The 21,976-nt window shown below is 59.6% G+C and carries 15 protein-coding genes; 9 read left to right on the top strand and 6 right to left on the bottom strand.

All coding sequences use genetic code 11. From position 1 onward, the window contains the following. Nucleotides 1-11 precede the first annotated feature (11 nt). Entirely contained in the window at nucleotides 12-1,265 is a 1,254-nt protein-coding gene (gene mexE, locus PSUM_RS05440) for a multidrug efflux RND transporter periplasmic adaptor subunit MexE (protein WP_020797110.1), read from the bottom strand. A gap of 311 nt (nucleotides 1,266-1,576) precedes the next feature. Then, nucleotides 1,577-2,494, bottom strand: coding sequence for a LysR family transcriptional regulator (locus tag PSUM_RS05435; RefSeq protein ID WP_020797109.1), 918 nt, complete (start codon nucleotides 2,492-2,494; stop codon nucleotides 1,577-1,579). A 269-nt stretch (nucleotides 2,495-2,763) separates the two neighbouring features. Between PSUM_RS05435 and PSUM_RS05430 the strand changes: the two genes are divergently transcribed. The 4 genes from PSUM_RS05430 to pgm all read left to right on the top strand — a co-directional run bounded on the left by PSUM_RS05430 (nucleotide 2,764) and on the right by pgm (nucleotide 9,072). Beyond that, nucleotides 2,764-3,786 carry a zinc-dependent alcohol dehydrogenase family protein gene (locus tag PSUM_RS05430; protein ID WP_020797108.1) on the top strand — a complete coding sequence of 341 codons (1,023 nt, stop codon included), beginning with the start codon at nucleotides 2,764-2,766 and terminating at the stop codon, nucleotides 3,784-3,786. Between the two features lie 568 nt (nucleotides 3,787-4,354). Beyond that, nucleotides 4,355-5,836, top strand: a complete 1,482-nt coding sequence (locus tag PSUM_RS05425) for a hypothetical protein (protein ID WP_033043565.1) — start codon at nucleotides 4,355-4,357, stop codon at nucleotides 5,834-5,836. 67 nt (nucleotides 5,837-5,903) lie between these two features. Beyond that, nucleotides 5,904-7,304 (top strand): aminotransferase-like domain-containing protein, encoded by a 1,401-nt coding sequence (locus tag PSUM_RS05420; protein WP_020797106.1) that lies wholly within the window; start codon nucleotides 5,904-5,906, stop codon nucleotides 7,302-7,304. Between the two features lie 121 nt (nucleotides 7,305-7,425). Beyond that, a complete protein-coding gene (gene pgm, locus PSUM_RS05415; protein WP_033043563.1) occupies nucleotides 7,426-9,072 on the top strand; it encodes a phosphoglucomutase (alpha-D-glucose-1,6-bisphosphate-dependent) in 1,647 nt (548 codons plus the stop codon). A gap of 176 nt (nucleotides 9,073-9,248) precedes the next feature. Here pgm and PSUM_RS05410 read toward each other — a convergent pair whose 3' ends face one another. Continuing rightward, nucleotides 9,249-9,944 carry a pirin family protein gene (locus PSUM_RS05410; protein WP_020797104.1) on the bottom strand — a complete coding sequence of 232 codons (696 nt, stop codon included), beginning with the start codon at nucleotides 9,942-9,944 and terminating at the stop codon, nucleotides 9,249-9,251. Between the two features lie 277 nt (nucleotides 9,945-10,221). On the opposite strand from PSUM_RS05410, the gene PSUM_RS05405 reads away from it, so the two are divergent. Then, nucleotides 10,222-12,696 carry a UvrD-helicase domain-containing protein gene (locus PSUM_RS05405; protein ID WP_083349149.1) on the top strand — a complete coding sequence of 825 codons (2,475 nt, stop codon included), beginning with the start codon at nucleotides 10,222-10,224 and terminating at the stop codon, nucleotides 12,694-12,696. Between the two features lie 1,295 nt (nucleotides 12,697-13,991). Here PSUM_RS05405 and PSUM_RS05395 read toward each other — a convergent pair. After that, nucleotides 13,992-14,264 (bottom strand): DUF1652 domain-containing protein, encoded by a 273-nt coding sequence (locus tag PSUM_RS05395; RefSeq protein ID WP_033043601.1) that lies wholly within the window; start codon nucleotides 14,262-14,264, stop codon nucleotides 13,992-13,994. A gap of 260 nt (nucleotides 14,265-14,524) precedes the next feature. Between PSUM_RS05395 and PSUM_RS05390 the strand changes: the two genes are divergently transcribed. Both PSUM_RS05390 and PSUM_RS05385 read left to right on the top strand, forming a co-directional pair. After that, nucleotides 14,525-15,340 carry an AraC family transcriptional regulator gene (locus PSUM_RS05390; RefSeq protein ID WP_020800119.1) on the top strand — a complete coding sequence of 272 codons (816 nt, stop codon included), beginning with the start codon at nucleotides 14,525-14,527 and terminating at the stop codon, nucleotides 15,338-15,340. A gap of 50 nt (nucleotides 15,341-15,390) precedes the next feature. Further along, the gene (locus PSUM_RS05385; RefSeq protein ID WP_033043600.1) at nucleotides 15,391-16,797 is read left to right on the top strand and encodes an NAD(P)/FAD-dependent oxidoreductase; all 1,407 of its coding nucleotides are present in this window, start codon (nucleotides 15,391-15,393) and stop codon (nucleotides 16,795-16,797) included. A gap of 26 nt (nucleotides 16,798-16,823) precedes the next feature. On the opposite strand, the gene PSUM_RS05380 is transcribed toward PSUM_RS05385, so the two are convergent. Together PSUM_RS05380 and PSUM_RS05375 are read right to left on the bottom strand one after the other, a co-directional pair. Further along, nucleotides 16,824-17,483, bottom strand: a complete 660-nt coding sequence (locus PSUM_RS05380; RefSeq protein WP_020800117.1) for an MliC family protein — start codon at nucleotides 17,481-17,483, stop codon at nucleotides 16,824-16,826. Nucleotides 17,484-17,579: 96 nt separating this feature from the next. After that, the gene (locus tag PSUM_RS05375) at nucleotides 17,580-17,804 is read right to left on the bottom strand and encodes a YgdI/YgdR family lipoprotein (protein WP_020800116.1); all 225 of its coding nucleotides are present in this window, start codon (nucleotides 17,802-17,804) and stop codon (nucleotides 17,580-17,582) included. A 210-nt stretch (nucleotides 17,805-18,014) separates the two neighbouring features. Between PSUM_RS05375 and PSUM_RS05370 the strand changes: the two genes are divergently transcribed. Together PSUM_RS05370 and PSUM_RS05365 are read left to right on the top strand one after the other, a co-directional pair. After that, entirely contained in the window at nucleotides 18,015-19,667 is a 1,653-nt protein-coding gene (locus PSUM_RS05370; protein ID WP_033043599.1) for a VRR-NUC domain-containing protein, read from the top strand. After that, nucleotides 19,664-21,976, top strand: coding sequence for an ATP-dependent DNA helicase (locus PSUM_RS05365; protein ID WP_033043598.1), 2,313 nt, complete (start codon nucleotides 19,664-19,666; stop codon nucleotides 21,974-21,976). The genes PSUM_RS05370 and PSUM_RS05365 overlap by 4 nt, the downstream gene beginning before the upstream one ends.

Below are 21,976 nucleotides of genomic sequence, written 5' to 3'. Positions count from 1 at the left end.
GTCGTTATCCCTTAACCGCGTGGGGTCGCAGCAGCCACTTTCACAACCGCACCCGGCGCAACCCTGGCAGGGGCGACTTGGGGCAGGTTGCTGGCTTCCAGCGCTTGTCGTTGTTGGGCCAGGGCAGCGAGGGTTTGCTCGCTGGCCATCGGGATCACTTCAGGGGTGACCGGCGAACCCGGGCGTACCCGCTGCAAGCCCTTGACGATGATGGTGTCGCCCGTGTTCAGGCCGTTACGCACGATGCGCAAGCCTTCGATTTTGGGCCCCAGCTCCACGGCGCGATAAGCCGTGTTGTTGTCAGCATCCATCACCAGCACAAACTTCTTGCCCAGGTCCGTGCCCACCGCCTCATCGTTGATCAACATGGCGTTGTAGGTGCCGCTGCCCACCAGTTTCAGGCGAGCGTAAAGGCCAGGGGTGTAACTGCCGTCGCTGTTGTCGAATACGGCGCGACCACGGATGGTGCCGGTTTTCGGGTTGACCTGGTTGTCGACGAAGTTCATCTGGCCCAGGTGCGGATTGCCGTCTTCATTGGACAGGCCCATGTACACCGGGGTGGTGGCGCCGCGTTTGCCCTGGCGGGCGAGCTGCGTGTACTTGAGGAACACGCGCTCGTCGGCATCGAAGTAGGCGTAGACCTTGTCGGTGGAAACCACGCTGGTCAGCGGGGTGGTGTCCGCCGTCACCAGGTTGCCGGCGGTGATTTGCGCACGGCTGACGCGACCGCTGATAGGGGCGGTGACGCGGGTGAAACTCAGGTTCAATTTGGCCAGATCAAGCTGCGCTTGCAGGGCGCCGACCGCGGCACGAGCCTCTTGGGCAGCACTGGTGCGCGAATCGGCCAGCTCGGCGGAAATCGCATTGCTGGTGCGCAGGCGTTCGCCACGCTGGGCTTCGTTTTCGCTGCGGGTGGCGTTGGCGCGGGCCTGGGCCACCAAGGCCTCGAGGCGACGGACCTCGGCCTGGAACGGACGCGGATCGATCTGGAACAGCAGGTCGCCTTTCTTGACCAGGGCGCCTTCAGTGAACGTCACTTCATCGATCTGGCCCGATACCCGTGGACGAATCTCTACGGTTTCCGGCGCCTCAAGGCGCCCGGTGAATTCGTCCCATTCGTTGACCGGTTGCTCAAGCACCTTGGCCACGCTGACCTTGGCCGCGGAAGGGGTAGCGGCAGTCTCTGGCGTCTTGCCGCAAGCGCTCATCACCACAACGGCCAACACGGCCAACGGCAAGCGCAAATGTTTGAGTGACTGTTCCATGGATGCATCCGCCAATGTATTTAAGATTGGCGAATGATGCTCGGCAGGGTTGTATCGCACGAATCGAATGGGGCGAAGGTAACTATCATTCGGAATGATAGGAGAGCCCGGGTAGCTCTCTAGCCTGCGCCTTGCGTCAGGCGGTGATCAACCCGGTTGATGGCAATTGTGTGTTTCCAGATTGGCAATGGTCTGCTTTGGATCGAGTCGCGGCCATTCGCGAGCAGGCTCGCTCCCACATTAGATTTAAGCAATGCCGTGGGAGCGAGCCTGCTCGCGAAGAGTCTATCAGCCTCGATAAATCAATCGGATCAGGCCAGACTATCCGGATCTCCAAAAAACATCTGTATCCGCGATCTCAACCAACGCTCCCCCGGATCATTGTCCTGGGAACCACGCCACGCCATGTGCAATTCAAAACTACGCACCGGCAACGGCGGATCTTCCGCCCGTACACCACCGGCTGCCGTCAGTGCATCGGCCGTATAGTCAGGCACGGTGGCCACGATGTCGGTGCCGCTCAACAGTGTGCCCAGCCCGTTGAATTGCGGCACTGCCAGCACCACATGACGTTTGCGCCCGAGCTTTTCCAGTTCTTCATCGATAAAGCCGCTCAGGTCACCGGCGAACGACACCAGTGCATGGGGTCGCGCGCAGAAGTCGTCCAGGCTCAAGGGCCCGGGCACGGTGTCGGCGCGCAGCAGTTTTGGCGAGCTGCGGCGCAATACTTTGCGCTTGGCATTGGCTGGCAGGTCAGTGGTGTAGCTGACGCCAATGGAGATTTCTCCGGAGGCCAGCAAATTGGGCATCAATATGTAGTTGACCCGTCGCACCACCAGCACGATCCCCGGCGATTCGGCGCGCAGGCGCTTGAGCAGCATGGGCAGCAGGGCGAATTCGACGTCGTCCGACAGCCCGATGCGAAATACTGCGGTGCTGGTGGCGGGGTCGAATTCGGCGGCACGGCTGACGGCGGTGGAAATCGAATCCAGAGCCGGGGAGAGTAGGGCGAAGATCTCGACCGCGCGTGCGGACGGCTCCATGCTGCGGCCGGTGCGCACGAACAACGGGTCGTCGAACAGCCCGCGCAAGCGCGAGAGCGCCGCACTGATGGCGGGCTGGCCGAGGAACAGCTTCTCCGCGGCGCGGGTCACACTGCGTTCGTGCATCAGGGTTTCGAACACGATCAACAGGTTCAGGTCGACACGACGCAGGTCATTACGATTCATCTTGAGTCCTGGCAGAGTCAGCAAACTTGACGTGAGCGGCCATATGGGAACAATGGCCAGCAGGAATATTACGGGGAAAGGCTGGTACTCTGCACCGAGTAATTCAATTTTCCCACATCAGCTGCTCTGGTTTCCTACGACATTTGACGAGGTTGCTGCAGCTGCGGAATCAATGACAGGCATGTCGACTATTAATAGCCACTGATAGTGTTGGGTTAAAAGCCCAGCTAGAGTTCAAGGCATTAGAGGTTCAATTGGCGAGGTTTGCGATGTCCCGCACGATCCGTTTTCACAAGTTTGGTCCAGCCGAGGTGCTCAAATGCGAAGAGCATGCGGCGGCTCTGCCTGCTCCGGGCGAAGTGCAGGTGCGCGTCGAAGCCATTGGCATCAGCTGGTATGACACCCTCTGGCGCCAAAACCTGGCGTCATCCCACGCCCGTCTGCCTGCCGGTATCGGCCAGGAAATGGCCGGTGTCGTCACAGCCGTCGGTGAGGGTGTCGATGACCTGGAGGTCGGTGACAAGGTTGCCAGTTTCCCGGCCCAAAGCCCCAACGATTATCCGGTCTACGGCGAACTGATCGTTCTGCCGCGTTCGTCGGTAACGCGTTACCCGGACGTGCTCAGCCCGATTGAAGCCAGCGTGCATTACACGCCGCTGTTGATTGCCTATTTTGGCTATGTCGACCTGGCGCGGGTCAAACCGGGGCAATTCGCCCTGGTCACCGACGCCAGCCACTGCGCCGGCCCTTCGTTCGTGCAACTGGGCAAAGCCTTGGGCGTACGAGTGATCGCCGCGACCAAAACTGCGGAGGAGCGTGAATACCTGCTGTCGTTGGGTGCCGAGAAAGTCATCGTCACCGAGGAAGAAGACCTGTTGATGCGCATCAACAAGATCACCGACAACCGCGGTGTGGATGTGGTGTTCGATGGTTTGGGTGGCCCGCAGATGTCGTTGCTCGGTGATGTCCTGGCACCCCGCGGCAGCCTGGTGCTGTACGGCCTGCAGGGCGGTAACCAGACACCATTCCCGGCGTGTGCGGCGTTCCAGAAGAACATTCAGTTCTTCGTGCACTGCATCGGCAATTTCACCGGCAAGCCGGAACTGGGCATCATCCAGGACCAGGTCGCGCTGCAACGTGCCTTGCGTGACATTAACCAACTGACCGCCGATCGCGTGTTGCTGCCGCTCAAGACCCGGGTTTTCCCATTCGCCGAGTTTGTCGAAGCGCACCGCTACATGGACGAATGCCCATGCCGCGAAAGGGTTGCGCTGCAAGTCGAACCTGCTTGACCCCTGCAAAAGAGTCCGTGCCTGCACGGACTCTTGCGTTTTTAGCGCTTTGCCTCCCCACATGAGACGTTCCACCGGCCTGTAGGTGGATCGGTTCAGCAACTGAACCGGTTTTTGCTCTCGATCTGTAGCTTCTAATCAACATCCAAGTACTGATAATTGCATGATTACTTTCATCTCAAGGAATGAGTCATGGCCAGGTATCTTGCCGACACTTTTCAGTGCGCGTCGTTGACGCATGTTCGACAACTAGTGATTTTCTGCGTGGTCGGCACATTATTACGAGAAGCTACTTTCCTCATTTTTTGTATTAAATGTCTGTGGGACGCTGTCGGAAATTTCCTAGGATCCCGAAGGCAATCGCAACAAACCCCTGCCAAGCTACTGTGCGCCAGTCCTTGCGGGCCTATCAGGCTTGCAGTGATCAATTATTTCAAATGATGACAAAAAACTTTATTGTTAGCATTTGGTAATAAAGTTCAGTAATTAATCTCTCTTCGGGCATTCCTTGCGCTATGCGTGAAGTTGTTTGCGTTGTGTCGAACTTTTGAATATCAGGTAAATAGAAATGAGCCATATACATGATCAGGCGATGAATAATGTCTATCAACAAGTGCTGCAACGCTTGTTGAGTTTTTTTTCACGAGCCGAGCGCACGGCTTTGCAGTTGTTGATCCAGCGCCTGGCCGTGGCTGCCGGAGGAATGGATCGAATAGGTAATTACAAGGTATTGGTGGTCCAGTGCGGATCGCGGGACAGTTGCTACACCCTGGCACTGCTGCGAGCCGCACAGTTGACAATCGCCACCCGCGCGCCCACGACATTCAAGCTGCGCTTGGCGACCCTGCGGCTCAATGGCATGAGCCAGCTGGCACTGGATAACATCCATCGAAGCTACAACGCCTTGTTCATCTACGACGATCCCCGGGTCGATGTGCTGATGGTTGATAACAGGGAAGTGCTGGCGTTCGATCACCGCGCGCCGGTCTCGCGCGCCGCACGTGAATCCAACCGCATGAACCTGCTACTGATCGGCCATCGTGGCGTCGTGGACGGACCGCTTGAGCTGTGGGACGACAGTTTCCTGGCCACTGGCGAGTTCCATGGTCAGATCGCCCGCTGGAACAATGGCGTCGATGCCTTGGTCAGTGGCGACTCACCGCGCCAGCAGAAGCGGTTCATCGAAGGGCTCAAGCGCGCGGCCGCCAAGGCTGGTCTGGCATCGTCGAACCGTCATGAGGCGGCGGATTACGGCGGGTTGTTCATGTTGCTTGATGAGTTCGGCAGCGACTGTTATCAGGCCTTTTATGAAGGCTACGGCCAGGAGGCCTGGCGTCCGGCAGAACAGTTTGAGGCCTGTCGCCGCACGACCTACATCGATATCCACGACGTGCTGGTCAGCCAGCTTGAAGAGCGTTGGCCGATACTGACCGAGTTTCTCGGGTATCAGCCCGATGAGCTGGCAGCTCATCTTGGTGAAAATCAATATGTCAGTGTGGCGGTCTCGGCGCACTTGCGGGGTTTGCAATCCTGCTTCGTCCAGGGCAGCACGTACTTGGCAGGTGTTACACACTACCTGCAGCGCGCCTTGGTGATGATGCGGCGTAACCAGCTATCGGAACGCTTATGTGAACGGGCAGACGGCGCATATGGCAACCCCTACAAGCTGGCCGGCCAGCGCGCACTGATCGCCGACGAGGCTTATCAGAGCCTTGGCCTGAACGAGGCACAATGGGTGTGCCTGCTGTTTGCGCCTTTTATCGGGCAAGGTGCGTCACTGGAGCGCTTCCTGCGCCAATGTCACCCGGGCATGCTCGTGGCCTTGCCCGAGTTGCATCGGGCCATGCAGGGGCATCCAGTGGCGGAGCAGATCCTGCAGTGGATAGTCGATGTCAGCGGCCTGCCTGTCAGCCTGGTCGGCAAGTTGTATCGCATGGAACCGTTGGTGCAGGAGGCCACGTCGATGAGCCCGCCCCACAGCCCTGTCTCGGAACCCGAGCAGGCAAGCGACGAGGCGTCGATGACCGGTGAACGGTCGGCAGGGCGTTGAACATGCGCATGTTGCCGGCCTCTTCGAGTGAGCGTGACCGCTACCCCCACGCAAGCGATCCCCTGCCATGAAAGGACAACGTGAAACCGATTTCGCCTATCAGTCGGTCTACCGATACTTGACCTGCCTGATCAGCGAGCTCGTCAGCGACAGCCGGGTACGACTACCATCCTTGCGTGAACTGGCCGGGCGCCTGAGCGTTTCGATCTCGACCATCCAGTATGCCTATGCGCTACTGGAAAAGGAGGGGCGGGTGTATTCGGTGGCCAAGTCCGGTTACTACGCGTTGCCGGTTGCCCCTACCAGCACGCTCTACGATGGCAGCGACTTGCTCGAGAGTGTGTATGTCAACGCCCGCCTGCCCGCCATGCTGGTCCTGAGCGCGGATGAGCCGGCCTTGCTGCAACCGCTCGACAGCCCCTTGTTGCTGCTGGAAAGGGAACTGCTGCGCCAATACCCGCGCCAGCCACAGCCGTCTGCGCAGCCCTGTGGCGAGCTGGAACTGCGTACCGCATTGGCGGCGCGCTATACCACCTCTGCGGTGCGCTGCTGGCATGCCGATGATGTCTACATTGGCGCTGACCTGCGCGGCGTGCTGGAAATCCTCATCGTCGTGTTGGATCTCAAGGATGCCGCGGTGGTCGTCGAGTCGCCCTGTGACTGGGCGATACTGCGCTTGTTCCAGGCGGCCGGTGTGAAGGTGATCGAATGGCCGTTGCTGGGCGACGGTAGCCTGGACGACAAGTGCCTTCGGGACCTGCTGGAAGCCGAGCCGGTACGCCTGGTGATGGTGTCGTCCGGGCTGAACATGCCCCGAGGCAGCAGGGCACCCGATGAGAACCGGCAGGTGATCGCGAACTTGCTGGAGCGGTATGGCAGTTGGGTACTGGAAAACGATTGTTATGGAGAACTCGGGTTTGAGCCCGATCAGCGGCGGTTTCGCGATCTGTTGGCCCCGGAGCGCTTGATGGTGTTTTCCACGTTCGAAAAGATCATCGGCCCGGAAGCCCCTTATGGCTACCTGCTCTCGCGCCATATGAGCAGCGAGCTGCAACGGCAATTCCTGTTGCGCGCCTTTCGCTTGTCGCCGATTCGCCAGAAAGCCATCGCCCGCTTGTACAGCAACGGACGCATCGATCAACACCTGCAGGTACTGCGCCGACGCCTCAAGGACGGCAAGGAGCAAATGGCCCGGATGCTCCAGGAGCGCCTGGGCGACGCGTTGCAGTTCGTCGAGCCCCAGGGCGGGGCGACGATCTGGCTGCGCTCGTTGCGCCAGGTCGATATGAGCCGGGTGTTCCAGCGGTTGCTCAGGCAGCAGGTGGTCGTTGCGCCCGGCGAGTTGTTCAGTCTGCAAGGGCTGCATGGGCAACACTTGCGCTTGAGCCATGGCGTTGGCAGCGACCAGGAACTGGCCGCCGCGCTGGGCTTGCTGGGGGACGCCTTGCGCCTTGAAGCCGTTGATTGACCCTTTGCAAAATGATGCCAATGGAACGATTCCCTCGAGCGCTGGATAAACTGCATCGCGCTATGGTCAAACTGCCAGTAAACTCCGCTTCTACTCCTGAACTCTATTCCAGAGGTATTGCATGACACTCAGTCCTTTTGCGGGCAAACCGGCACCGGCAGAATTGTTGGTAGACATCCCGCGACTGGTCACGGCCTATTACACCGGCCAACCCGACGCCGCCATTTCGACCCAGCGGGTGGCCTTCGGTACGTCCGGGCACCGAGGCAGCTCGTTCGACTTGAGTTTCAACGAATGGCACGTCCTGGCAATCAGCCAGGCCATTTGCCTGTATCGCGAGGCCCAGGGCATCAATGGCCCTTTGTTCGTCGGCATCGACACCCACGCATTGTCCACGCCGGCGGGTGCCAGCGCCCTGGAAGTGCTGGCGGCCAATGGCGTGACGGTGATGATCGCCGAGGGTGACGAATACACGCCGACCCCAGCGGTTTCCCATGCGATCCTGTGCTACAACCGCGGCCGTACCTCTGGCCTGGCGGATGGCATCGTCATCACCCCGTCCCACAACCCGCCGCAAAGCGGGGGCTACAAATACAACCCGACCAATGGCGGCCCGGCCGATACCCACATCACCAAGTGGATCGAAGCCAAGGCCAACGAACTGTTGGCGAACAAGCTCGCCGGGGTCAAGCGCATCAGCTACGAGCAGGCGCTGAAGGCCAGCACCACCCATCGCCACGACTACCTCAACACCTATGTCGCCGACCTGATCAACGTGATCGATTTCGACGCCATTCGTGATGCCAAGCTACGCTTGGGTGTTGACCCCCTGGGTGGTGCGGGCGTGCGCTACTGGTCGGCGATTGCCGAGCATTATCGCCTGGACCTGGACGTGGTGAACCGGCAGGTCGACTCGACTTTCCGTTTCATGACCGTCGACTGGGATGGCCAGATTCGCATGGACCCATCGTCCAGCCACGCGATGCAGGGGCTGATCGGCCTGAAAGAGCGCTTCGACGTGGCCTTCGCCTGCGACCCGGATCACGACCGCCATGGCATCGTGACTCCCTCTGGCGGCCTGCTGGCGCCGAACAACTACCTGGCCGTGTCGATCGATTATCTGTTCCAGAACCGCCCGCACTGGCGAGCCGATGCCGCGGTGGGTAAAACCGTGGTCAGCAGCGGCTTGATCGACCGCGTGGCCAAGCGCCTGGGACGCCGCCTGTACGAAGTGCCTGTGGGCTTCAAGTGGTTTGCCGATGGCCTGTTCGACGGCTCCCTGGGTTTTGGTGGCGAAGAAAGCGCGGGGGCTTCGTTCCTGCGCAAGGACGGCAGCGTCTGGTGCACGGACAAGGACGGTCTGATCCCGGCCTTGCTGGCGGCTGAAATGACTGCACGTACCGGTCGCGACCCAAGTCAGGCCTACCGCGCGCTGACCGATGAACTGGGCGAGCCGTTCTCGGTACGGGTGGATGCCAAGGCCAACCCGGAACAAAAGGCCCTGTTGAGCAAGCTGTCACCGGATCAGGTCACCTCGACAACACTGGCGGGTGAGCCGATCCAGAACATTCTCAGCCATGCACCGGGTAACGACCAGGCCATTGGCGGCCTTAAGGTCATGACCGAAAATGGCTGGTTCGCGGCGCGTCCGTCGGGGACCGAGGATATCTACAAGATCTACGCGGAAAGCTTCGTCAGCGACGACCACCTCAAGCAGTTGGTCGCTGAGGCACAGACCCTTGTAGATGGCGCTATATCTGCGAAATGATTGATGCCGTCTTCGCGAGCAGGCTCGCTCCCACAGGATTGCGTAGAACCTGTAGGAGCGAGCGGTGCGGCGATCCGACTTGCTCGTCAAGACAGCAGCGTGGACAGCGATATGTTTCAAGCAAAAAGGGGCGATCAATAATGGTCGCCCCTTTTTTCGTCGGTGCATTTACTGAATCAAGCCAGATCCACCAACACGATCTCACTGTCCTCGATAGCCGTCACCCGCAACACCTGCTCTTGGGCAACCGCAACACCGTCTCGAGCTTGTGCACGCAAGCCATTGACTTCAATGACACCCGTGGCCGGCACCAGGTACGCGCGACGACCGTTCTCCAGGCGATACTCAGCGGTTTCGCCGGCCTTCAGGTTTGCCGCCACCAGGCGCGCATCGGCGCGGATTCGCAGGCTTTGATCGTCCCCGGGCTTACCGCTGGCCAGGGTAACGAAACCTTCGCGCTGGCCCTTGGGAAATGGCTTTGCGCCCCAGGAAGGTGCCAGGCCGGATTCATTGGGAATGATCCAGATCTGAAAGATCTTGGTCGGCGTAGCTTCCAGGTTGTATTCGCTGTGGGCAATGCCGGTGCCGGCGCTCATCACCTGAACGTCACCCGCTTCAGTGCGACCCTTGTTGCCCAGGTTGTCCTGGTGAGTAATTGCGCCTTCACGGACATAGGTGATGATTTCCATGTCCCGGTGCGGGTGCTGCGGGAAACCGGTGCCCGGGGCAATCACGTCATCGTTCCATACCCGCAAGTTGCCCCAGTTCATGCGCTTGGGGTCATGGTATTCGGCGAACGAAAAGTGGTGATGAGCATCCAACCAGCCATGGTGAGCGCCGCCAAGCGAGTTGAAAGGTCTGAGTTCAAGCATGATCGTCTCCTGAAAGGTTCGTCATGGGGCGCAAGGCCTGGCCACGAATCGAGACCGGTTGTTGATGACCGGCATCATCCATCAGGCAACAATCGATAAAAAGCGTAAAAAATGCCGCATAATAATCGATAAATTAGATAGGAAGTGCGCTCGAAAGCGTCTCATCCAGCCTTCAATATCGCCCATAAGTCGATGAGTCATAAGCATTTCACTAGAACTAAAAAGCAAATACAGACACCATAGCCCTCAACAGCCTCACACCCTGGAGTCCGTCCGCGTGCCGCAACACACCCCCGATCTTCCGCCTGAACTTCGCCCGCTGGCCGAGATGCCATTGCTCAAGCGCCTGGCCGCGCGCTTTTTTGGTCATGGCCTGACGCGCCTGCGCGCACAACACCGCGCGTCTTGGTTGCACGGTCAGGCAGACGGTTTTCGTAGCGGTCATAGCGCCGGGGTGGACTACGGATACAAAGAAGGCAAGCTCGAGGGCCTGGAAGAGGGCCGGCAAGTCTTGCTGATTCGCGACTCACGCTGCACCGAGCACCGGCCACCCAATATCGATGTCCATCTTTTCGACGATTGGCGCCTGCCATTGACCGCCGAACTGAAGAAACGCATGAAAGCCGACGTCGCCCGGTTGCTGCCGGCACACGCCCAGCCCAGCGCTGCGCAGTGGAAAATGATCTTCAGTGATACGCCATCGACGTCGGTGATTGCCGGTGCGGGAGCGGGCAAGTCGACGACGCTGGTTCTGCGTATCCTGCTGCTCAGTCACTACCTGGGGTTCGAACTGAGCTCGATGACCGTGGTGACGTTCACTCGTGAGTCGCGCAAGGACTTCATCAATAAACTAATTGAGCTGTTTGCGCTCTGGGGGCATGCACTGGGTGTGCGCGAGGCGCGTGACCTGGTGCGCACCTTCCATTCGCGCATATTGCCGATGGTTCGCAGCCTGCCGGGCTTCGAGCGGCTGCAAGCCTTCGAAAACCTCAGTCACCGAGCGCAAGGCGCGGATGACGAAGTGGACAGCAACCCCTTCGATCTACGCATCAATGACGCCCAGCGTCAGCAACTCAATGCCTGTTATCACGCGTTGCACACTCGCGATGAGCGTTTTCGCGAGCTGATCAAGCCATTGTCCCGCCACGCTTTGCAACTCAAGGAGCTGGAGCGCGACCACCCCGATGTACAGAAGCGTATGGCCGTCACCGAACTGGCGGCCAAACGCGATGAAGAGCTCTGCGACCTGGTGGAAGACTTGTGGTTTCGCGCTGGCGCCTGGCCGATCAAAGGCATAGAGCCCAAGCGCCAGGCTTTCGATATCAATGGCAGCACCTTTCACTGCCACGGTTACATTGCCTCGCTGGACGCTTGGGTGGTGCTGGGATTCGACCCTGGTGAAAATCCGCAACTGACCCGGCCAAATGCCAAGCTTACGTTGCGTGCGGAAACCGCGGTAAAGCGCACGTTGTTTCAAGCTTTCTGTCGTAATCCATTGATATGGCTTGATAATTACGAGTCATCAAAGCGTGTGCTGGCGTCCCTTGGGGGGGATGCCAGCGCCGGGCCTGGCTTCGATTACAAGGTCAAGGGAGAGCTGGCGTCCGCGCCATTGCTGGACTGTTTTGTCGCTGCCGCCGGGTTCATTGAAAACCTCGGCCTGGATGTGCCGACGGCTGTGGGCCAGATGAGCTTTGCCAAGGATGACCCGGACCGCTTTTTCTTCGAGGCCTTGAGTCTGTACTGGCGCGCCCTGGAAGACCATTTGCTCGACCAGAAACCGCCGGTCATGACTTACAACCGCATGTTCGCGCTGTTTAGCGAACACTCCCCGGAAAACCTCAAGCTGCTCAGTGACGAGCTCTTGCGGCCGCTGTCGCACTTGATGATCGACGAGTTCCAGGACGTTTCACCGCAAATTGTCTCGTGGATCCGTGCCAGCCTGGCCGAAATCCGCAGTCGCGGGCCGGCGATGCACGTCGGGCGCGGCGCCCAGCATTCTTCATTGCTGTGCGTAGGCGATGACTGGCAGTCGATTTACGGCTGGCGTGGCAGTTCGCCGACCTATTTCATGGAGTTCAACAAGACGTTCTCGTCGCCAAGCACCACCAAGGTGATGCTCAGCGACAATTATCGCAGCCACCAGCACATCATTGACGCCGCCGAGTACATCGTGCGTGCCGCGCCTGCGATCGCGGGCAAGAAGGCCAAGGCCAGTGGCGAGCCAAAGGCCTTGCTGCCGGTCAATGTGCTGGACCGGGACGATCAGGGGATGGCCGAGCGCTTGATGGAGCACTATCGGAAAGGCGATTCAATCTTGATGCTTTATCGAAAAAGTAGCGATAAGTCATTGATAGAACAACATATTAAGCCTGTACTTAATGTTGATTCTAGCTTGCCGTTTGAAGCACGACGCCTCAAGCAACTGACCTATCACAGCGCCAAGGGCCTACAGGCTGACGCGGTATTCCTGCTCGGCGATTGCCAGCACCTGACCCGTTCGCCCTACAAAAACCAGGTGTACCGTATGGCGGGCCTGGGCAAGGCTGGCGACACTGAGCCTTATGACAATGCCCAGAAAGACGAGATTCTGCGCCTTGCATACGTGGGCATTACCCGGGCGGTAAGTCATTGCTATTGGTATGTCGATGCGCAGGACACCCAGGCGGTGAACATGCCCAAGGCGTCGGACCGGATCGGCAAGGGCAAGGCGTTTTTCGCCGATCATCGGCGGGCCAAAACGCCGGCATGACCCATGTAGGAGCCTGCGGTGCGGCTCTTACAAGGTATACATTTACCTCTCTACATACGATCAAATACGCCAAAGCGAGACGGCCTTATAGGGACGTGATTGCAGATCTGTCCGCGTTCTGATCGTTCCCATGCTCTGCGTGGGAATGCCGCCAGGGACGCTCCGCGTTCCACTGACAACGTATTAATTGAGCCGTGCGCAACGTTGATGCGGGGGCGTCACAGGAAGCCCCTGTGTGAAACTGGTTGCCTGCGTGCATATCCATTGCCGCGGTAACGGCCTCCTATGGTTTCGCCCTTACGGCGACTCCCTTTTTCAAACGCCGGAGTGCCGGCCCAGCAAAAAGGAAGCAAAAGGCTTTGCCCCACCACTCGGTGCCTCGCTGTGGCTCGGCATGCCCTCTCTCCGGCATTGCTCCGTGGGGCGCCCAGATCAAAAACAAAAGCGAGGCGGCCTTAAAGCCGACCTGACTTTTGCAGGTGCACCTCGATCCCCTGTAGGAGCGAGCATGCTCCGGGCGGCGTTCCGACGATTGATCGTTCCCATGCTCTGCGTGGGAATGCCGCCAGGGACGCTCTGCGTTCCGCCGACGACGCATTAATTGAGTCGTGCGCGACGGTGATGCGGGGCGTCACAGGAAGCCCTGTGTGAAATTGGTTGCCTGCGTACATATCCATTGCTGCGGTAACGGCGGCTTATGGTTTCGCTTTTACAGCGACTCCCTTTTTCAAACGCCAAAAAGGAAGCAAAAGGCTGTGCCCCACCACTTGGTGCCTCGCTTAGGCTCGGCATGCCCTCTCTCCGGCATTGCTCCGTGGGTCGCCGCGATGGGCCGTCCCTGGCCCAGCGCGGCTAAACCGGCGTCCTGCCGGTTTCCCCACTGCGCAATGCCTGCGTTCGGCCATCGTGGTTAACGGGGCGCCCAGATCAAAAACAAAAGCGAGGCGGCCTTAAAGCCGACCTGACTTCGACGGGTGTACCTCGATCCCCTGTAGGAGCGAGCATGCTCCGGGCGGCGTTCCGACGATTGATCGTTCCCATGCTCTGCGTGGGAATGCCGCCAGGGACGCTCCGCGTTCCACTGACGACGCATGACATGAGCCGTGCGCAATGGTGACGCGGAGCATCACAGGATGCATTCCCACGCAGAGCGTGGGAACGATCAATCAGGTACAGCCGGCAAGTCGGATCGCCACACCGCTGGCTACAAGGTGTACGCGTCCCCTCTACATCCTTGATCCCGTAAAAAACACAAAGCCCACAATATCGTGGGCTTTTGGATGGAAGTCCGGCCGTCAGGCATAACTCCTGAGGGCCACCGGAGGAATGAACGCTTCGAGCTCATCCTCCACGGCTTCGATTATTCGTTCGACGTCGGCGGCGTTCATCACCGTCGAGCAGGGGATACCGGCGATGGCGATCATGGTCTCGCCACTGGCTCGATCAAACAAACGGGCGATCATGCTGCCCGGGGCGTCCATGCTGGCCTCGAAACCCATGGGATGGAAATGCCAGCGCATCAGCTGGCAGGCGTTTGGAAAAGTGACCTTGCTGAACCCTTTATTCATGTGTTGCCCGCCTTCTTCATCGAGCGCTTCCATTAGCTCAGGTTAGGTGGGAGGAGCCTTCATTGGCTCAACCATTGACAGACTTTAAAAGTAGCAGCTGCATGTGAAAAAAATGTGTATTTTTCAGGTCGTTTGGCAATTGCTGCGCTTTTTTTGATGCAGGTCACGTGCGTGATCGTTTGCGCAATGGCCCGCCCGCATTTGCAATTGAAGGCGCGGGCCAATTTGGGCAAGCTCCGCACTTTTTGACGAGACCTTTCATGTACGCCGAGGATGATGGCCCGCTGCAAACCCAGGCCACGGGCGAGACGGTCATGCTTTACCACTTGCGCTGGAAACACCGCGATCTGGACGGGGTCATGGCGTTGTATCACCCCGATGTCCGATACAGTGATTTCTTCCAGAACCGGGTGATGGGGCTGGCCCAGTTGCGTGACTATGTGCAAAGCAGCATGCCCCGTGAGCCGGATGAGGCGCTGGAGCACTCGGACCGCATCCGCTTGGACGGCAACACTGCTTTCATCCAGTACCGCATCACTTTGCGTGGTGGTGAGGGGCTGGTGTCGTTTCGCGCCAGTGAAGCAATCACCGTGAAGGACGGGCTGATCTGGCGGGTCAACGAATATGCTTCGCTGGTCCATGAACAGCCCTGCGGCGAAAACACCGGCAGCCAGCGCCCGGCGGTCAGTCGACTGGGACTGTCGGTGCGGCAGTTGAGCTTCATGGCCGACAACCTGCAGCAGTACTTTCAACGCCAGCAGCCTTATCTCGACCCGCGGCTCGACCTGCAAAGGGTGGCACAGGAGTGTGGCTACAGTCGCAACCAGATTTCCTATCTTCTTAACCAGGTGCTGGGGCAGAGCTTCTATCGCTACGTCAACCAGGCCCGCCTGCAGCACCTGCTCAATGCGCTGGACAGTGCCATGCCCGCGGTGCGTATCGACGCCTTGGCGTTTGCCGCCGGGTTCAATTCACTGTCGGCGTTCTATAGCTGTTTCCGCCAGCACACCGGCCTGTCGCCCAAGGCCTACGTCAGGCAAATGTCCTTGCGTGCACGCGCGCAAGACAGCGCCTGAGCCCGTGCACTAGGATCAACGCCATCGAAGTCTGAGTGGCGGAGTCTTGAATGCCGGCGTGGCGCACTATCAGTTTGTGGATGGACCAACTCGACGAGCCTTTGCTGGCGCGTGCGGCGCTGGAACAGGATCTGGATGTCGATGTCGCGATTATCGGCGCGGGGTACACCGGGCTCTGGACCGCCTACTACCTGAAGCGACAGGCTCCTGGCCTGAATATTGTCATCATAGAAGCGCAAACAGCCGGTTTCGGTGCCTCGGGGCGTAACGGCGGGTGGTTGATGGGCAATCTGCTGGGCGAAGACCGGCTGCTCGCTTCGTTGTCACCCGAGCAACGTCGTGCCTCTTACGATTTGCTCCACGACATCCCTGATGAGGTGAAACGCGTCATCGAACGTGAAGGCATCGATTGCGATTATCGTAAAGGCGGCGCCCTCTATTGTGCCGCTCGCTACCCCGAGCAGGAGGCCACACTGCGCCAGTACCTGGACAAACTGTACGGCCAGGGTCTCAACGAAAACGACTACCGCTGGCTGAGCCCGGAGCAGATGGCGCAGCAAATTTGCCTGGCCAAGCCTTATGGCGCTATTTATGCGCCACATGTCGCGACCCTCCATCCGGCCAAGCTGGTCCGGGGACTGGCACGCGCGGTCGAGCGCATGGGCGTGCGGATCTACGAGAACAGCCCGGTGAATCATTGGCAGTCCGGCAGCCTTCGCACTGCCCAGGCGACGGTGCGCAGCCGCTGGGTGGTACCGGCTGTCGAAGGCTATTCGGTGACCTTGCCGCCCTTGGGACGTTATCAGTTGCCGGTGCAAAGCCTGATCGTGGCTACCGAACCGCTGTCGGCCGCCACCTGGGACGAGATTGGGCTGAGTCATGGCCAGGCCTTCAGCGAAAACAGTCGCCAGGTGACCTATGGCCAACGGACGGCAGATAACCGACTGATCTTTGGCGCGCGCGGGGGCTATCAGTTTGCCGGCAAGCTGCGCCATGACTTTGACCTGACGCGTAGCGAAATCGAGTTGCGGCGCTATCTGTTCGGCGAACTGTTTCCACAGCTTCGCAATGTGCAGATCACCCATGGCTGGGGCGGCAACCTGGGCATGTCACGGCACTTCAAGCCCCATATGCTCTGTGACCAGGCCAGCGGTATTGCCCTGTCCGGCGGTTATGGCGGGGAGGGGGTCGGTGCCAGCAACCTGGGTGGCAGGACCCTTGCCGACCTGATCCTGCAACGCGACACCGAGCGGGTTCGCCAACCGTGGGTAATTGCCCTGGGCGGACTGCACGCGCTCAAGGCCTGGGAGCCCGAACCTTGGCGCTGGCTCGGCTACAACGCGATCATTCGCAGCTTCGTCCACGAAGACCAGACCCTGGCCAACCCGACCAGCGCGCCATGGCGGCGCAGGCTCGCCAGCGGGGTCGCGGGGTTCATGGAAGGCTTGATGCACTGAACAGTGTTGCCTTCGATGATCCGTGATCAACTGACAGGTTCAACCGTGCACCTCATTTCACCTGCGCCCGGCATCCGCAACAGGGCATCGTTGCCGTTTTGCCAGAAGCTTTGGCTGCCCCTGTTGTCCTTGCCCTGGTACAGGGCTCCGGACGAACTCGGCACCTGTTCCAGCGTGGTCGAGGTATTGGCCCATTTCAGGTAAACCACTGCCGGTTCGACAGTGAAGAACGTGGCGGCCACCAGCGCGCCAAGCCCGGTGCAGCGAAAGGCCTGCGGGCCTTCAGTGAGCCTGCTGGGGTCCTTGGTCCTGGCAATGGCCGAGCCTTGGCGCAGTTGGTGCGCACGCTCGGCATAGTGGCTCACCGTGCATGCCTTGGGATCGGCTTCGGTCGCGCATTGATCGCGGGCGAGCAGCCAGAAGCGCTGGTCGATCTCGACTTTGTCGGGTCGCGGCACCGAATGCTCATCGGTGAGCGCCAGGCGATACAGGCGCGTCAGCTCGATATCCATCTGCGCCAGTCGAGCGTCGCGACAGATAAGCTTTTCAACGGCCCCCCGGGCCGCGGCGCAGTCGAAGCTGGTATTGAAGGATCGAGCAGGTGTCGCGGCATTTGCACAAAGACTCATTGAAAACCAAGCGGCGACCGCGAGGAGGGGAGTCAGAAGTGGCGTGACCATTTTCATTTCGACACCATCATTCGGTCGCACTGGGTCTAACGCAGTGTAAGGCAGTGCTCGAAACCTGCCACACAGGGGGCGCAGGCAACACGATTCGCGGGCTCAGTCTTCCTGGCGAATCGTGGCCACGTCATCGGCCTTGACTTTGACCTTGGCTCCGGAAATATCCTCGAACTCGAAGAAACCGTCCTTGGTCTTGGTTTTTGGCATGTCCTTGGTCAGATACTGGGTGCCGTTCTGCAGGGTGACCACCGTGGGCGTCGAGCAGCCGGCCAGGGCGATGAAGGCCGCTACCGCCATGGGAAACGCCAGAGTCTTGATGTTCATAATCACCTCTCATTGTTAAAAAAAACCAGTGTGGCTGTCGCAAGCGAATGCCGTTCCTTGGCGGTTGGTGCGATGCAACAGCAGAAAGTTCTATGCCCAAGGCAAAAATCCCTTAAAGCGCCTCCGCTTATCCTTTTCCATTTGCATGGGGTAGGGCGTTGCTGGTATCTGTATGCATAACCAGTGCTTGTTAATCGTGGCTCCTTTCCCGTGACTGCAAATCCTCTCGACGACCCGTTCTACTACCTCAACAACTTCATGCAAGTGCTTGATTGGCTTGAGCAACGTTATGCCGACGTGTTGAGCGTCGAAGAGCACCGCTTTATTCATGACTTCAATGGTTTGCCCCGCGAGGCCCGGGCGCTACTGGTCAGGCTGGTCATGCGCAAAGGCATGCATTTTCGCGCCAGCAAATTGCATTACGTCGAGATCGGCGATATCGCCAGCGCAGCCCGGCCGTTGCTCGAATTGGGCTGGCTCGACGAGCACCAGCCGTTGTCGGTCGAGGCGTTATTTGAAGTGTTGCTCAAGGCGGAAATTCTTCAATGCCTGGGCAGTGCCATTACTCAACCCAAGGGTAAAAAGACCGACTGGCTACCGGCTCTGTGCGAGCAGTTTCCTCACGAGCAATCCTTTAAGGATTGGTGTCCGGCGCTGGGTGACCGCTTGTTCAGCCTGACCATCATGGGCCTGTGCGATCGCCTGCGCTTGATGTTTTTTGGCAATCTTTACCAGGATTGGTCTGAATTCGTCTTGGCGGACCTTGGGGTCTTCACCTATGAAAAAGTAGAGTTTTGCGCCGATTCCCGAGGCTTGCGCAGCCGCGAGGACGTCGATGCCTGCCTGTTCCTTTACCAGTGCCAGCAGCTTTTCGAAGCCGGTGAGCCGGTGGCCGCGATTGTCGCCCAGATCAACGGCCTGGCACTGGGCAATCCCTGGCTGCAGAGACGTCGTGATAAGCTCTTATTCCAGATGGGCCAGGCGTGCGAGCGCGCCGGTGATTTCTGCGCCGCGTTGACCCTGTACCGGGACTGCGTGTATCCCGGCGCGCGCTTGCGCATGATCCGTGTGCTGGAACGCTGCGGTGAGTACCCACTGGCCCTTGACCTGGCGTGCCAGGCCGAACAAGCACCGCAAAACGCCGCGGAACAGCAACACCTGCTGCGTGTCCTGCCCAGGTTGCGTCGCAAGCTGGGCGGGCCGGCGGTCAAGCGTCCGGCCCCACGACAGATGGAACGCCTGGAGCTGCAACTGATCAGGACCGACCCGATGTTGTCAGTGGAGGACTACGTGCAGGCGCACCTGGGCGAAGACTCGGCGCCGGTTCATTACGTCGAAAACAGCTTGGTCAACTCGCTGTTCGGGTTGCTGTGCTGGCCGGCGATATTCGCCCCGCTGCCGGGGGCGTTTTTCCATCCGTTCCAACGCGGTCCGGTGGACCTGCTGAGCGAAGACTTCCACAGCCGCCGGGCCGAGTTGTTCCAGGCCTGCCTCGATGAACTCGACGACGGTCGATACCTTGAGACCATCCGCCTGCGCTATGCCCAAAAGTGGGGCGTGCAGTCGCCATTCGTGTTCTGGGGCGCACTCAGCGAGCCGTTGCTGGAGCAGGCGCTGGACTGCTTGCCCGCCGAACACCTCAAGCACTGGTTCAACCGGTTGTTACTGGACATCAAGGCCAATCGGGCGGGCATGCCCGACCTGATCCAGTTCTGGCCGCAGGAAAAAACCTACCGCATGATCGAAGTCAAGGGGCCCGGGGATCGCCTGCAGGATAACCAGCTGCGCTGGCTGGAGTTCTGTCATGAGCACCGGATGCCGATTGCCGTGTGTTATGTGCAATGGGCGGAGCAAGGCGCTTGAGCTACAGCATCGCGGTGCGTGCGTTATGTGAGTTCACCGCCAAGGTCGGGGACCTCGACTTGCGCTTCACTCCCTCGCCGACCGCCCTGGAAGGCATCGTCGGGCACCGTACGGTAGCGTCACGGCGCAGTGACGACTACCAGAGTGAAGTCGCCCTCGAAGGTGCGTATCAGGGCCTGACGGTCAAGGGCAGGGCGGATGGCTATGATCCCTCGCAAAATTGCCTCGAAGAGGTCAAGACCTACCGTGGTGACTTGAGCAAGCAACCGGCCAACCACCGGCAACTGCATTGGGCACAGGCCAAGGTCTATGGCTGGCTGATGTGCCGCAAACTCAACCTGGCGCAGATCAACCTGGCGCTGGTGTATTTCGATATCGTCAGCGAAAGGGAAACTTGTCTGCTCGAGGCGTTCAGCGCCGCCGAGCTCGGGCAGTTCTTCGAACACCATTGCGGCCTGTTCCTGCACTGGGCCGAACAGGAAACGGCCCATCGCCAAAGGCGTGACCTTGCGGCACGACAGCTGGCGTTTCCCCATGCCGAGTTTCGCCCCGGGCAGCGTCACCTCGCCGAATCGGTGTTCAAGGCGGTCAGCACCGGGTGTTGCCTGATGGCCCAGGCACCCACGGGGATTGGCAAGACCATCGGCACCCTGTTCCCGCTGCTCAAGGCCCTGGCGCCGCAGCAACTGGACAAGCTGTACTTTCTCACGGCGAAAACCCCGGGACGCAAGCTGGCCCTGGACGCCGCGCAGGTGATCCTCGACTGCAGCGATGCACCGCCTTTGCGAATTCTGGAGATGATCGCCCGGGACAAGGCCTGTGAACACCCGGACAAGGCCTGTCACGGTGAATCCTGTCCGTTGGCCCAGGGCTTCTACGATCGATTGCCGGCGGCACGCCAGGCCGCCAGCGAGCTTGGCCTGTTGAACCAGAGCGCATTGCGCCAGGTCGCTTTGGAGCATGAGGTGTGCCCGTATTACCTGAGCCAGGAAATGGCGCGCTGGGCCGATGTGGTCGTTGCCGATTACAACTATTACTTCGATTTCAGTGCGCTGCTGTTCGGCCTGGCCCAGGCCAACAACTGGAAAGTCGCGGTACTGGTCGACGAAGCCCACAACCTGGTGGAACGTGGTCGTCAGATGTACAGCGCGAGCCTCGACCAATCGACCCTCGACGGCGTTCGGAAAACCGCTCCCGAGGTGTTGAAAAAAAGCCTGCAGCGAGTCAACCGCGAATGGAACGCCTTGCATAACCAGCAGTCTGCTGCTTATCAGGCCTATGACAAGCCACCGGAAAAACTGCTCCAGGCCTTGTCGTCGTGCAGCGCCAGCATCGGCGATTACCTTAACGATCATCCGCAGGGACTGGACAGTGCATTGCAAAGCTTTTACTTCGAGGTACTGCAGTTCTGTCGGGTGGCCGAACTTTTTGACCAGCAGTACCTGTTCGACATCAGCAAACGCGACCTCGACCGCAAGCGCAACCTCTCGCAACTGTGTCTGCGCAACGTGGTGCCCGCGGGCTTCATCGGGCCGCGCCTGAGCGCTGCCCGCAGCACCGCCCTGTTCTCGGCGACCCTCAGCCCTCGCCACTATTACGCCGACTTGCTGGGTACGCCGGCGAATACCGTGTGCATCGACGTCGAGTCGCCTTTTCATGCCGATCAGCTACATGTACAGATCATCAACCAGATCTCCACGCGTTTCGTTCATCGCCAGGCATCCCTGGCGCCGATCGTCGAACTGATCGCCCGGCAGTTCATGCGGCGCCCCGGCAATTACCTGGCGTTCTTCAGCAGTTTCGATTACCTGCAGCAAGTGGCGCAGTTGCTCGCCGAGCGTTATCCCGGGATCAATCTATGGTCACAGTCACGGGGCATGGCGGAGGCGCAACGCCAGGCGTTCCTCGACCGGTTCACCGCCGAAGGCCAGGGCGTGGGCTTTGCGGTGTTGGGCGGGGCGTTTGGCGAAGGCATCGATTTGCCGGGTGCACGCTTGATTGGCGCGTTCATCGCCACCCTGGGGTTGGCGCAGCTCAACCCGGTCAACGAGCAACTCAAGCAGCGCATGGCGGCCATGTTCGGTGCGGGCTACGACTACACCTACCTGTATCCCGGCGTGCAAAAAGTGGTGCAGGCCGCTGGCAGAGTGATTCGTACACAGCAGGACCGAGGCGTGGTGATGTTGATCGATGACCGGTTTGGCGACAACAAGGTCAGGCAACTGCTGCCGCGCTGGTGGTCAATTGCTTCGGCGGCTGTTCAAATGGACGGTTTATCGCATACTGCTGAGTTACAGCACCCGATGTGA

Source organism: Pseudomonas umsongensis (assembly GCF_002236105.1).
GTDB classification, from domain to species: domain Bacteria; phylum Pseudomonadota; class Gammaproteobacteria; order Pseudomonadales; family Pseudomonadaceae; genus Aquipseudomonas; species Aquipseudomonas umsongensis.
The sequence above is the reverse complement of the archived record's forward strand: the minus strand, read 5'-3'. Positions and strand labels throughout refer to the sequence as shown.